Consider the following 12,292-nt stretch of genomic DNA (forward strand, 5'->3'; position numbering starts at 1 on the left):
TAGTCTAAAGTATGGCGACGAAGTCGCGAATATGAAACCAATAACTAATGACTATTGACCAGTTACTTCTTTTCAAGAGCGACGAGCGTTTCGAGGTGCGGGGTGCCCGGGAACAAGTCCATCGGCAACACTTCCTTGACTCGGTAGCCGTAACGTTCCCATTCGGCGAGGGCGCCTGGGATTTCGTCGGTGCCGCAGAAAATGTGGAGCACACGCACAGGCTTGCGCATCGCAAGAGCGCGGATGACGCCCGGTTCTGTTCCCTTGCGCGGCGGGTCCAACAAAATGCGTTCCGGTTCGCCAGGGATCGGCCGCGGAAGTCTCATTTGCACAAACGTCTCGTCAATCTTGCCGGCGATGAACTTGTAGTTTTTCTTCAAGAATCTAGCGGATGCCTTCGCGCAATCGATGGACGGACCTTCCCATTCCACGCCGAGCACGGACTTGGCGGCTTCACCGAGTGCAAAACTGAAGAGACCGTAACCGCAGTAAAGGTCCAAGAAGTGGTCGCCCTTTTCAAGACCGAGCAAGCGGCTTGCGGACTTGATGAGATTGTGGATCTGGCTTTCGTTGATCTGGCTGAATCCCGTTACCGGATATTTGAGCCTGAAATGGCCGAGGTCGAGCGAAAGTTCGCGCGGGCCGTAAAGTTGCTTGAAGTTGAGCGTGTCTGTCGGTCGCTTGGCTTCGAGATAGTAGTTGGAACCAGTCGGGTCTACGTAGGCATGTGCTGCGGTTACGTGGTACGGGCTCTGCTGCAAGACTTCGGAAATCTGCTTGAGCTTGCGCACGATGCTTGCATCGAGCTTTTTCACGTTGAAAATCACGACGCGGTACTTGTACGTGCCACGGATGATGAGCCAGTTGAGCGCATAAGCGAGCGGCTTGTATGCCGGCGTGATGAGCTTGTCGAACAGCAAGCGGTAAATGGCGTTGTGTTCTTCGGGTTCCAAAATGCTATCGTATTCGTTAAAGCGGAGGTCGCCCGGCTTCATTTCGACTTGGCGCTTGGACGTCGTGCGATAATTGCGCGGCATGGGGCTTGCCACAATCGGCTGCGGACCGCGTGCAAGGCGGTTGACTTCCCAAAATTCGCGGATGGCTTCGTTCTTGACCTTGAGTTCGTCTTTGTAATCGAGCGGAGCGAGGGTCTCGCCGTAAGCGGAATCCGATTCCTTCGTATAATTCGGGAGGTTATGGGCTATTGCTTGTTCAAAAAACATGAAATCCTCTTTTTCTACCCTCAAATTTAAAAAGTTCCCGGAAAGTTTAAAGTCTATTTTTATGCTAAATGGCTGTATGCTGTGGTTTGTTGTTTTTGGTCTGATCTCGTCATTCTCGACCGAAGGGAGGGAAACTATTATTTCCCGTATCTACGTTTGTAATAGGATACAGTAATGTCTTGTAGTTGGTGATTGTATGAATCAACGGCTAATGACGAAAAATCTCGAAATGCTTTTCTGGCACTTCGAGATTTTGTACATTTGTTGACAAAAGTTTTGAGTTGGGGTGATTTTATGAATTATACTCGTTTGCTTGTTTTATCCGCAATCTTCTCGACAATGGTTTTTATCGCTTGTGATGACGGTAATTCTGCTTCGCAGGTGGATGATTTTTCACCGTCGCAAGAAACGGTGGAGGCCGGTCGGACTTGTGTTCTTCTGCCTGCTTGCGATGCAATGGTCTTGCAAAATATTAATACCTGGCACTTTGTGCGCAAGGATGCGTTTGGCAAAGATGTTGAATACACTTACAAGGCCGATGGCCGGGATCTGATTCTGACCATCAAAAATGGGGATGGTTCTGTTAACTCCAAGACTTATTTCATGTACAATATGGAATCTGATGCCGGTGTGGAAATGGCATACAGTGCGGCAAAGGCTACCTGTAAGGACGGCGGTGGTAATGACAGAACGACGAAGGTGTGCTCATCTGTTTCTTCATCGATCCCATATGTATCTTTGACGGATGATCGCGACGGAAAAACATATAAAATCGTAGAAATAGGAAGCCAATGGTGGATGGCTGAAAATCTCACTTATGGAAGAGATGACGGTTTCTATGGCTGGTCTTCTGCTCTAAATTCTTGCCCTTCCGGCTGGCATCTTCCTTCGGTAAGAGAGTTTGAAACGTTGGTTGATGCTGTGGGCGGGGGTTCGAATGTTGATTCTGTGCTTGAATTGGCTAAAAACCTGAATGATAGTACGTCTTTGGCATTTTTTTGGAGCTCGGATTCCTGTGAGGTTACGGCTTATGACCGTAGGTATCCCATTCCGTCAGAAGAGTTTGCTTATTCTATGGAATTGAATTACTATAGCAAAAGTGTGTACATTGGTAGATGGTTGAAGTATCAGAGTGCTTTTGTCCGTTGCGTCAAGGATGATGAATAATTGAAATTTGAAAAAGTGACTTGCTAAGGATACTGTTGAATTGAAAAAAACTCTGGCTTTGAAGCTGGAGTTTTTTTTCTGTGAAAAATTTTACAAAAAAAATAGCGGGCCAAATAGCACGAAAAAGCGTGTATATAAAGTGGTGGAGGAATGTGTTCTCTGCTGCGTTACGACGCGGTCCGTAAAAAGGGAACTTTCTAATGATTAAAGTTTGTACTTGTGATAAAGCTAAAGTTGCTTATTTAAAATTTAATAATTATATTATAATTATAGCGCGGGCATTGTATGCAAATAGAATTCGCGTGGGATGAAAAGAAAAATGCGATTAATCAAAAGAAGCATGATGTTTCGTTTGAGGAGGCTAAAACTTGTTTTGAAGATGAATATGCGAGGGTGTTCTTTGATGTGGAGCATTCAGCTCAGGAAGATAGGTCTATTCTTATTGGGTTGTCGTCTTGTTTAAGAACACTAGTTGTTGTCTTTACTGAATGGAATGGCTTGAATCCCGATGTGTTGGTGAATCGTATAATCAGTGCCCGGAAAGCAACGAAAAAGGAATTTCAATATTATTGGAACGCGAGAAAAGGAGATTGCTTATGAAGAAAGAATATGATTTTTCAAAAATGAAGGCGGTGAAGAACCCGTATGCCAAAGTTCTTAAGAAACAAATTACAATAAGGCTGAACGTTGAAACGATCGACTATTTCAAGAATATGGCCGAGGAACTTGGTATTCCGTATCAGGTACTGATGGATTCGTACCTGACGGATTGTGCGAACGCCAAACGCAAGTTGAAAATCTCGTGGAGGTAAAAGGCCGCGTGTATGGCGCTCCCGGCATCCCGTTGAATAAAAAAAGACCTCTCGGAAGAGAGGTTTGTGAAAAAAAAGACCTCTCGGAAGAGAGGTTTGTGAAAAAAAAGACCTCCCAAAGGGAGGTCTAAGAGCGGCGGACCGGGATCGAACCGGCAACCATTAGCTTGGAAGGCTAAGGCTCTACCATTGAGCTACCGCCGCGAGCATGACAATTATACTAAAATATGACGATTTTTAAAGGGGTTCTTAAAAAAGTTGTTGGAAAAATATGAAAAAAATTCTAAATTTACGCTCGCATTAACAAAACAATCATATCAGAGGTAGCATACTTGTTCCCTAATCCGCGCGATCGTCGCATGCCCAACCGTCCCAGCGATGGGACCCGTATCAACGAAGATATCCATATCTCTCCGATTCGTCTCGTGAAAGAAGATGGCGAAGCTATCATCATCGAGACGAGCAAGGCATTGCAGATGGCGAAAGACGCCGGACTGGACCTTGTGGAAGTCTCCCCGAATGCTAAGCCGCCTGTCTGCCGCATCATCAACTACGGCAAGTACAAGTTCGAACAACTGAAGAAGGCTAAGGCTGCAAAGGCCAAACAGCACGTGGTGAAGCTCAAGGAAATCAAGATGCATCCGAAGACTGCCGAGAACGACTACCAGTACCGCATCAAGCAGGCTGGCGAGTTCTTGCAGGACGGTATGAAGGTAAAGCTTATCATGCAGTTCCGTGGACGCGAAATGGCGCACATGGACTACGGCAAGCGCCTTATGGAACGCGCCAAGGAAGACTTGGCCCCGTTTGGCGATTTGGAAATGGATTCGCGGGTGGAAGGCAACACAATGCTTTCTATCTACGGTCCAAAACGTGGTGCCGGTAAGAAACAAGACCAGGCACCGAAGCCCGTAACCGAGCCAAAGGCAGCAGGTGAGGCTTAACTATTAACCTACGAGGTAAAAATGCCTAAGATGAAAACTCACAGCGGTGCTAAGAAGCGCTTCCGCGTGACTGGTTCCGGCCATGTCAAGTTCAAGCGCGCTGGTATGCGCCACATTCAAGCTAAGATGAACACTAAGCGTAAGCGTAACCTTCGTAAGGGCGCTCTCGTTAAGAAAGTCGATACCTATCATGTCAAGCGTCTGCTTGTCGTAGCATAAGGAGAGTAAGAATGCCACGCGCAAAAACTAGAGTTCCTTCCCGCGAACGCCGCAAAAAAATCCTCAAGGCCGCCAAGGGTTACTATGGCCGCCGCAAGTCGAACCTTCGCCTTGCTATTGACGCCGTTGCCCACGCTGGTCAGTATGCCTATGCACACCGCCGCGACAAGAAGGGTGATTTCCGCTCTCTGTGGATCACTCGCTTGAACGCTGCTGTTCGTGAATTCGGCATCAGCTATAGCCAGTTCATTTACAAGCTTTCCAAGGCTAACATCAACATGAACCGCAAGGTTCTCGCTGACTTGGCCGTCGCCGATCCGGCAGCTTTTGCTAAGGTCGTCGAAATCGTGAAGGCTGCTTAAGTCCTGACTTAGCGAAAACGCGAGAAATTGTGCCCCGCCCGAAAAGGCGGGGCACTTTTGCTTTGTTCTGCTTTAAGGCAACGGCCAAGTGTGAGCCGGAGTCGCCAGGCGTAATCTGGCGATGTAGGCGAGAGCATGCGAATAGTCGGAGTCTCGTTTTTTGATCAATGAGCATGCGGTCGTGTCCCGCCGTCGCCGATCCGGCAGCATTTGCCAAGGTCGTCGAAATCGTGAAGGCTGCTTAAGTCCTGACTTAGCGAAAACGCGAGAAATTGTGCCCCGCCCGAAAAGGCGGGGTACTTTTCTTTTTGCATTGAAAAGGATATGCCCTCCCCATACGCGGATCATGCTCACATATGTGCTAGTAGCATTCAAGGCGAGTGTCGCGACAGGCTGCTTGCAGACTGTCATGATTGAGCCGAAGAAGCTGACGCAAAGCGTCAAAGCACTAAGTGATCAAAGAACTCGGAGGCGGGCATGACAAGCGTCGTCGGGCATGACAAGTTGTTTTAAAAGAAATCCACGTCGAGGACGGTTTTCTTTTTGCTTTTGGGTTCAACGACGGCGATGGAATATTTTGCTGTGCTGAGTAGGCGGTTGACGGTCGCAAGGACTTCGTCTTCGGTGATGGCGTGGATTTTCTTTTCGACATCTTCCATCGTGTGGAATTCGCCGAGGTGGAGCGTCTGTTCCGCCATGCGCAACACTCGCTTCTCGGGGCTGTCGGCGCCGAGATGCAGCCCGCCGAGGATGTTCGTCTTGGTGCGTTCGAACTCATCCTTGATGAACCCGTGGCGCAGGAACTTCTTGACTTCGGCGATGGAAAGCGCAAGTGCAGTCTTGAGCTGGTGCGGTTCGGTCGCAAGGGCAACGCCCCAGTCCACGCAGTCCTTGTAAAGGTCGGCGGTGGAATATACAGAATAGGCAAGGCCCTTGTCTTCGCGGATTTTCTGGAACAGGCGTGAAGCCATGCCGGCGCCCATCGCTACGTTGAAAAGCGAAAAAGCGCAACGGTCGCGGTCGTTCATCAGCGAACGGTCAAAACTCAGTCCCCAGAAAAGGTTTGATTGTGTGATGTCGCTTTTTTGAACAATCTTGACGCTCTGATGAGATGTGTAAATATCTTCCGGAATAGTTCCGTTAATCTTTTTTTGTTCAAACTTTTGAGCACAAAGTTCTACTAGTTCTTCGTGCTTGACCTTGCCCGAGGCGCAGACGTAGAGCGGAATTTCGTCAGTGACCTGGTGCCCGTACTTTAGCATCTGTTTGCGCGTGAGCGACTGGACTTGCTTCACGTTCCCGGTGATGGAATGCGCAATGCCGCAGCCTTTAAAATGGATGGCGTTAAAAACGTCGCCTACAAGTTCTTCGGGAATGTCGTCGTAGCTGTGGACTTCCTCGATGATGACGTGGCGCTCCTTTTCCATTTCTTTCTTGTCAAAGCGCGGGTGCATGAGCATGTCCGAAATCACGTCAATGGCAAGCGGCATGTCGCTGCTTTCGACTTGCGCGTAAAAGCCCGTCTCCTGGCGTGTTGTGTATGCTTCGAGATTCCCGCCGCGGTCTTCGATGGCGTGTGCAATTTCGAGTGCGGTGCGGTTTTCTGTTCCCTTGAAAACGAGGTGCTCGTAAAAATGGCTGAGCCCGAATTCATCGTGTGCTTCGTGGCGGCTCCCGCGCGGAACCCAGACGCCGACGGCTGCAGAATAGGCGTGCGGCATGTAATCCGTTAAAATGGTAATTCCGTTTTCGAGGACAGTCTGTTTGATGTTTTGTTTCATTTTTTGTAATACGCGCGTCTTATGGGAGCTGTAAGTTGCGTTTGCGGCTTAACGATAGCAATTTTGGGTTAAAATGTAACAAAAAACACATTTTTGGCACCCTTTCAATGCTGTGTAAATTTTTCTAAATTCTGCAACGTAAAAAATGATTCACAGGAGAACGAAATGGGAAAAGACTTAAAGGAAATGGCTCTTCAATACCATTCCATGGGCAAGCCGGGCAAGATCGAAATCGTGCCCACCAAGCCGCACAGCACACAGACGGACTTGGGCCTTGCATACACGCCGGGTGTGGCTTCACCGTGTCTTGAAATTGAAAAAGACCAGAACCTCGCTTACGAATACACGGGCAAGGGCAACCTCGTCGCTGTGATCAGTAACGGTACGGCTGTGCTTGGTCTCGGCGATATTGGCGCACTCGCTGGTAAGCCGGTGATGGAAGGCAAGGCCTTGCTTTTCAAGATTTATGCGGGCATTGACGTGTTCGACATCGAAATCAACGAAAAGGATCCGAAGAAGTTTATCGAAATTGTGAAGGGCATTGCCCCGACGTTCGGCGGCATCAACCTCGAAGATATCAAGGCTCCGGAATGCTTCGAAATCGAAGACACGCTCAAGGCTGAACTTGATATTCCGGTGATGCACGATGACCAGCACGGTACGGCTATCATTTCTTCCGCTGGTCTCTTGAATGCTATCGAAGTTGCAGGCAAGAGCATTCGCAACGTGAAGATGGTTGTGAACGGCGCTGGCGCTGCCGCTTGCGCTTGCACGAGACTTTATCTGTCTCTCGGTCTCAAGAAAGAAAATCTTGTGATGTGCGATAGCAAGGGCGTTATCCGCAAGGACCGCAAGGGTCTCACCGAAGCAAAGGCTTTCTTTGCAACGGAACGCACCGACATCGAAACGCTCGAAGACGCCATGAAGGGCGCAGACGTGTTCGTCGGCCTCTCCAAGGGTAACATCCTCACTCGCGAAATGGTCCGCAGCATGGCCGACCAGCCGATTGTCTTTGCTCTTGCAAACCCGACTCCGGAAATCAGCTACGAAGAAGCTATGGCAAGCCGTGGCGACCTCATCTTTGCAACGGGCCGTAGCGACTATCCGAACCAGGTGAACAACGTTATCGGTTTCCCGTACATCTTCCGTGGTGCTCTCGACGTTCGTGCAACGACGATCAACGAACATATGAAGCACGCCGCTGTCCGCGCGATTGCCGCTCTCGCTCACAAGCCGGTTCCGGATGTGGTGAACATTGCATACAACGCACAGCGTTTCACGTTCGGCAAGGAATACTTGATTCCGAAGCCCTTGGATCCGCGCCTCCTTACGGAAGTTTCTATCGCTGTTGCCAAGGCTGCTATTGAAAGTGGCGTGGCCCGCAAGCCGATTACCGATTGGGACGCTTACTACGATCGCCTCCGCGACATGATGGGTTATGACAACAAGCTCATCCGTCAGTTCAGCGATACCGCCCGCAGCAACCCGAAGCGCGTCGTGTTTGCCGAAAGCAACCTCAACATGCTCAAGGCTGCTGTCCAGGCTCAGGCCGAAGGCATTGCACACCCGATTATGCTTGGCAACCCGGAACGCATCCAGATGATTGCCCAGCGCGAACAGCTCGATCTCACGGGCATCAAGATTGTGAACCCGCGTTCTCCGGAAGAATTCGAACGCCGCCGCAACTACGCTGCAATTTACGCTGAAGAAAACGGCCGCAATGGCGTGACCTTCGAAGAAGCACGTGACGACATGTTTGAACCGAACCACTTCGGTATGATGATGGTGAAGGTCGGCGATGCCGATGCGCTTATTTCCGGTGGCTATTCCAAGTACTCCGAAACGATTGAACTTGCTAAGGAAATTATCGGTATCCGTCCGGAATACAAGCACTTCGGTGCTATGCATATCCTCAGCACTAAGAAGGGTACGTTCTTCCTCGCCGATACGCTCGTGAACCGCGATCCTGATGCCGAAACGCTCGTGGATATCGTAAAGCTCACGCACGACGCTGTCCGCTTCTTCGCTCACGAACCGGTGATGGCTATGCTCAGCTACGCAAACTTCGGTTCTGATAAGGAAGCTGCTCGCGGCACTGTGAACAAGGTCCGCGAAGCCGTGAAGACGATTCACGAACAGTATCCGGACTACGTTCTCGATGGCGAAATGCAGGTGAATGTGGCTCTCGACAAGGATCTTCGCGATACGAAGTATCCGTTCAACAAGATCAAGGGCCAGACTGTGAACACGCTCATCTTCCCGTGCCTCTCTTCTGCAAATACCACTTGCAAGATGCTCCTCGAAATGGGCGTTGGCGAATCTATCGGTCCTGTGCAGATGGGCCTTAACAAGCCGGTGCACTTCACCGACTCCGACGCTTCTGTTCACGATATCTTCAACTTGACCGTTGCCGCCGTCATCGACGCCATCGTTCAGGAAAAGAAGGACGAAGAAAAGAACAAGAAGAAGTTCGACAAGATCTGGTAAGTCGCGATTTTCGTTCGCCACAGCGCGGGCGCATCTCTTAGCTCTTTAAAAGTCGCCGCGGGTAAAACTGCGGTGATTTTTTTTGATAAAATTGCGCTATTTTGTCTAAGAATGAATTTGTTTGATTCGCTTGTACTGCTTTTTGTATATATTAAGTGCATAAAAGGGGGCTTGGAATGAAAAAGAACTTTTTTTGTGGCTTGGCTGCTTTTACGGCGCTTGCACTTATTGCCTGTTCGGGTGATAATAGCCCAATTGTTGTGATTGACCCGGTTGCAGGAGATTCTTCCAGTTCTGTAGTTGAGCAGTCTTCAAGCTCTATTGTAGAGGAGTCGTCGAGTTCGGCGATTGTTGAATCTTCGAGTTCGTCTTTTGTTCTTTCGTCTAGCGGTGAAGTTTCTTCAAGCTCATTTGTGAATTCTTCCTCCAGTTCGATTACCAAACCTTCGTCTAGTTCGATTGCGGTGTCTTCATCCAGCGAGTGCCATGGTATGATATGGTTTGGTCTAGAAGGTACAAATCGTGTTCCTGTTGAAGAGTGTGCTGGATCTTCGTGGCCCCAAAATGTTGTTGCCGATGGCCGTTGGTACGCGGAAACAGATAACAAGGATGGCGGAAAATCGTCTGTCGTTTGGCCGGTGGAATTTACAGATGGTGTTGATTCAATTTTGGCAATCGAGGAGCACTGTTCTGGTATCTGCGGTACGGCTGCTTTGGATAAGGGGTCATTGCCGTATCAGCCATTTGTGTCGGTCGGCTTTACGCTTGCGAGGGATAGTTCGGGCAATCCTGTTCCTGTCGATGTGTCGAACTGGGGTGGTATTTGTATCCATTATACGTCTGATATTCCGCCTTCGCTAGAATTGGATTTGGACGATTCTGTTGTGGAAGTACTGGAAGGTGCTGTGCCTGGCGCGGGTTTGTCGAAAGCTTCTACTGTGCAGTATAAATGCATTCAGTGGAGTGATTTTAAAATTCCGTCCTGGTTTAGAGGTGATGATCAAGGTTGGAAGGAAGATACGGGGACTAAGGCGGCAAAGCGGCTTGTCGGCGTGAAATTTAGGTTACAGACTTCATCTGGAAACTATAAGTTTAATGTTATCTCAATATGCGCTTATAATTCGTGGTCCTGTTACTAAGGTCCAGTTTGGTGTTTTTTTTGCGCTATTTTGTCTAAGAATGAATTTGTTTAATTCGTTTGTTCTCTTTTTATGTATATTAAATGCATAAAAGGAGGCGTGGTTTGAAAAAGAACTTTTTTGGGGGCTTGGTTGGCTTTTCGGCGCTTGCCCTTATTGCCTGTGCTGATGATAATGGCGCAAATGTGATTGACCCGATTGCGGGTGATTCTTCTAGTTCTGTAATTGAGCAGTCCTCAAGCTCTATTGTAGAGGAGTCGTCGAGTTCGGTAACTGTTGAATCCTCGAGCTCAGCCATTGCTGAATCCTCCAGTTCGTCATTTGAACTTTCTTCTAGCGATGAAGTTTCTTCTAGTTCGCAGGATAATTCTTCGTCTAGTTTGCAGTCCGATCCTTCGTCTAGCTCAATTGCCAAATCTTCTGTCAGTGAGTGTCGTGGTTTAATCTGGTTTGGTAATGATCCGGAGGAGGGGGTGCGCGTACCTGTTGAGACATGTGCTGAATCTTCGTGGCCGAAAAATGTAGTTGCCGATGGTGTTTGGCGCATTATGGAAACGGACGGCGAGGACGGTGGAAAATCGTCTATCGTTTGGCCGGTGGAATTTGTTGATGGCATTGATACGATGGCTGCGGTTAAGGATTCATGTTATGGAATCTGTGGAACGGCGGCTTTGGATAAGGGATCATTGACGTATAATCCTTTTGTATCGATTGGCTTTACGCTTGCGAGGGATGGCTCTGGCAATTCGGTTCCTGTTGATGTTTCGAACTGGGGTGGTATTTGCATTTCTTATATGTCTGAAGTTTCGCCTTCGCTAGAATTGGATTTGGGAGATTCCGTCAATACGAAAGTGCTGAATTATGCAGTGCCGTCAGCAGGGCTGACGAAAGTGTCTTCGGTAACGTCAAAATGCATTCCGTGGAGTTCCTTTAGAATTCCGTCCTGGTTTAATGGTGATGATCGTGGTTGGAAGGATGATACGGGGGCTAAGGCTGCTAAGCAGCTTGTTGGCGTGAGGATTAGATTACAGGAAAAACCCAAAAATGGCGGCTATAAGTTTTATATAACGACAATATCTGCTTATAATTCGGGGGCCGCTTTCTATGCCGCAGGTTCTGACTAGCCGTTAGTGGATTGTAAATGTCTTTTTCGAGAAACGCCGCGGGTAAAACTGCGGCGATTTCCGTATACAGTACAGGGTGTACTATATAGTATGAAGAAGTTTTCTGTGTTAGGGTGAATTTGCTTATTTTGATGTAAAATAACAAATAATGTACTATAAAATATTGACTGACGGTTTTGACGAGTATATATTTTACTTGTATGAAACCGATAATTGAATATCAGGATTATCACGCTTATTTGGGCGACTACTATGAAGAGCGTAAGCGTACTTCGGCGTTTTCGTGGCGTGAATTTGCAAAGATTGCCGGTTTTGTTTCGCCTTCGTACCTTAAGATGGTTTGTGAAAATAAAACCAAACTGAGTAAGGCTACGATGGGCCGTGTTGCTGAAGCCATCGGACTTGTCGGTTTTGAAGTGCGGTATTTCGAAGCCATGGTCCAGTTCGGTAATGCGAAAACAGATGAAGCTAAGAAAGTGTTTTTAGATCAAATGCAATCGATGGTGTTTGAACATAAGGTTCGAATTATCGATAAGGATGCGTTTGAATTTTATGACAGCTGGAAAAATCCTGTAGTACGAGAATTGGCGCCTTTGATGCCGGGCGCCTTGCCGGCCGATATTGCAAAAGTCTGTACTCAGGAAATTTCTGCACAGGAAGTCCGTAAGTCGTTGCAGTTCCTGGAACATAAGGGTTTTCTCAAACAAGTTGATGAAAATGTCTACAAGCAAACGGAAAAGTCCGTGGAAGGCTCCAAAGAAGGGCTTCCGATTGCGATACGGTCGATGCACCGCCAGATGGGATACCTTGCTATAGATTCTCTAGACCGTTTTGCGACGAATGAACGCAATGTTACGGGCATTACCATGGGTGTCAATCGCCAAACTTATGAACGTATTGTCCACGAGCTGGATGAGTGCCGTAAACGGATTGTGGCTATTGCTGAAGAATGTAGCGACATTAGGCAGGTCTATAGATTGAATTTACAGTTTTTCCCGCTTTCAAAAGAAGTGGTAAAAAACGAGGAGGCTTAG

Annotated in this window: 12 protein-coding genes and 1 tRNA gene; 10 read left to right on the forward strand and 3 right to left on the reverse strand. The window is 48.2% G+C overall.

Annotation, left to right across the window (positions count from 1 at the left end; all coding sequences use genetic code 11):
- Window positions 1-62: 62 nt before the first annotated feature.
- The gene (locus tag B7990_RS10115) at window positions 63-1,223 is read right to left on the reverse strand and encodes a class I SAM-dependent RNA methyltransferase (RefSeq protein WP_088640842.1); all 1,161 of its coding nucleotides are present in this window, start codon (window positions 1,221-1,223) and stop codon (window positions 63-65) included.
- Window positions 1,224-1,517: 294 nt separating this feature from the next.
- Here B7990_RS10115 and B7990_RS15120 point away from each other — a divergent pair, with 294 nt between their 5' ends.
- The 3 genes from B7990_RS15120 (at window position 1,518) to B7990_RS10130 (ending at window position 3,202) form a co-directional block, all read left to right on the forward strand.
- On the forward strand, window positions 1,518-2,390 hold the full coding sequence (locus tag B7990_RS15120; RefSeq protein ID WP_254917471.1) for an FISUMP domain-containing protein: 873 nt from the start codon (window positions 1,518-1,520) through the stop codon (window positions 2,388-2,390).
- A 285-nt stretch (window positions 2,391-2,675) separates the two neighbouring features.
- Window positions 2,676-2,990: a BrnT family toxin gene (locus B7990_RS10125; protein ID WP_088640843.1), complete on the forward strand. Its 315-nt coding sequence runs from the start codon at window positions 2,676-2,678 to the stop codon at window positions 2,988-2,990.
- Window positions 2,987-3,202, forward strand: coding sequence for a CopG family antitoxin (locus B7990_RS10130; protein WP_088640844.1), 216 nt, complete (start codon window positions 2,987-2,989; stop codon window positions 3,200-3,202). Before B7990_RS10125 ends, B7990_RS10130 begins: the two co-directional genes overlap by 4 nt.
- A gap of 132 nt (window positions 3,203-3,334) precedes the next feature.
- Here B7990_RS10130 and B7990_RS10135 read toward each other — a convergent pair.
- Window positions 3,335-3,406 (reverse strand) — tRNA-Gly (locus tag B7990_RS10135).
- A 155-nt stretch (window positions 3,407-3,561) separates the two neighbouring features.
- On the opposite strand from B7990_RS10135, the gene infC reads away from it, so the two are divergent.
- Genes infC through rplT form a run of 3 tightly spaced genes read left to right on the forward strand, consistent with a single transcriptional unit; the run spans window position 3,562 to window position 4,727 of the window.
- Window positions 3,562-4,146, forward strand: coding sequence for a translation initiation factor IF-3 (gene infC, locus B7990_RS10140; RefSeq protein ID WP_014545554.1), 585 nt, complete (start codon window positions 3,562-3,564; stop codon window positions 4,144-4,146).
- A gap of 21 nt (window positions 4,147-4,167) precedes the next feature.
- Window positions 4,168-4,365 (forward strand): 50S ribosomal protein L35, encoded by a 198-nt coding sequence (gene rpmI, locus B7990_RS10145; RefSeq protein WP_014545553.1) that lies wholly within the window; start codon window positions 4,168-4,170, stop codon window positions 4,363-4,365.
- 11 nt (window positions 4,366-4,376) lie between these two features.
- The gene (rplT, locus tag B7990_RS10150) at window positions 4,377-4,727 is read left to right on the forward strand and encodes a 50S ribosomal protein L20 (RefSeq protein ID WP_014545552.1); all 351 of its coding nucleotides are present in this window, start codon (window positions 4,377-4,379) and stop codon (window positions 4,725-4,727) included.
- A gap of 509 nt (window positions 4,728-5,236) precedes the next feature.
- On the opposite strand, the gene B7990_RS10155 is transcribed toward rplT, so the two are convergent.
- Window positions 5,237-6,508, reverse strand: a complete 1,272-nt coding sequence (locus tag B7990_RS10155) for a pitrilysin family protein (protein ID WP_088640845.1) — start codon at window positions 6,506-6,508, stop codon at window positions 5,237-5,239.
- A 165-nt stretch (window positions 6,509-6,673) separates the two neighbouring features.
- On the opposite strand from B7990_RS10155, the gene B7990_RS10160 reads away from it, so the two are divergent.
- The 4 genes from B7990_RS10160 (at window position 6,674) to B7990_RS10180 (ending at window position 12,292) form a co-directional block, all read left to right on the forward strand.
- Window positions 6,674-8,995 carry an NADP-dependent malic enzyme gene (locus B7990_RS10160; RefSeq protein ID WP_088640846.1) on the forward strand — a complete coding sequence of 774 codons (2,322 nt, stop codon included), beginning with the start codon at window positions 6,674-6,676 and terminating at the stop codon, window positions 8,993-8,995.
- A 176-nt stretch (window positions 8,996-9,171) separates the two neighbouring features.
- Window positions 9,172-10,134, forward strand: coding sequence for a hypothetical protein (locus tag B7990_RS10170; RefSeq protein ID WP_141099255.1), 963 nt, complete (start codon window positions 9,172-9,174; stop codon window positions 10,132-10,134).
- A 104-nt stretch (window positions 10,135-10,238) separates the two neighbouring features.
- On the forward strand, window positions 10,239-11,258 hold the full coding sequence (locus B7990_RS10175) for a hypothetical protein (protein ID WP_088640849.1): 1,020 nt from the start codon (window positions 10,239-10,241) through the stop codon (window positions 11,256-11,258).
- Between the two features lie 200 nt (window positions 11,259-11,458).
- Entirely contained in the window at window positions 11,459-12,292 is an 834-nt protein-coding gene (locus B7990_RS10180; protein WP_088640850.1) for a TIGR02147 family protein, read from the forward strand.

Source organism: Fibrobacter sp. UWB4 (assembly GCF_002210345.1).
Taxonomy (GTDB): domain Bacteria; phylum Fibrobacterota; class Fibrobacteria; order Fibrobacterales; family Fibrobacteraceae; genus Fibrobacter.

Excerpts from the sequence above, each read along its gene's own strand:
- rplT (WP_014545552.1), top strand. The coding sequence starts at position 4,377 with ATGCCACGCGCAAAAACTAGAGTTCCTTCCCGCGAACGCCGCAAAAAA.
- B7990_RS10180 (WP_088640850.1), top strand. The coding sequence starts at position 11,459 with ATGAAACCGATAATTGAATATCAGGATTATCACGCTTATTTGGGCGAC.
- B7990_RS15120 (WP_254917471.1), top strand. The coding sequence starts at position 1,518 with ATGAATTATACTCGTTTGCTTGTTTTATCCGCAATCTTCTCGACAATG.
- B7990_RS10160 (WP_088640846.1), top strand. The coding sequence starts at position 6,674 with ATGGGAAAAGACTTAAAGGAAATGGCTCTTCAATACCATTCCATGGGC.
- B7990_RS10115 (WP_088640842.1), bottom strand. The coding sequence starts at position 1,223 with ATGTTTTTTGAACAAGCAATAGCCCATAACCTCCCGAATTATACGAAG.
- B7990_RS10130 (WP_088640844.1), top strand. The coding sequence starts at position 2,987 with ATGAAGAAAGAATATGATTTTTCAAAAATGAAGGCGGTGAAGAACCCG.
- B7990_RS10155 (WP_088640845.1), bottom strand. The coding sequence starts at position 6,508 with ATGAAACAAAACATCAAACAGACTGTCCTCGAAAACGGAATTACCATT.
- rpmI (WP_014545553.1), top strand. The coding sequence starts at position 4,168 with ATGCCTAAGATGAAAACTCACAGCGGTGCTAAGAAGCGCTTCCGCGTG.
- infC (WP_014545554.1), top strand. The coding sequence starts at position 3,562 with ATGCCCAACCGTCCCAGCGATGGGACCCGTATCAACGAAGATATCCAT.
- B7990_RS10125 (WP_088640843.1), top strand. The coding sequence starts at position 2,676 with ATGCAAATAGAATTCGCGTGGGATGAAAAGAAAAATGCGATTAATCAA.
- B7990_RS10170 (WP_141099255.1), top strand. The coding sequence starts at position 9,172 with ATGAAAAAGAACTTTTTTTGTGGCTTGGCTGCTTTTACGGCGCTTGCA.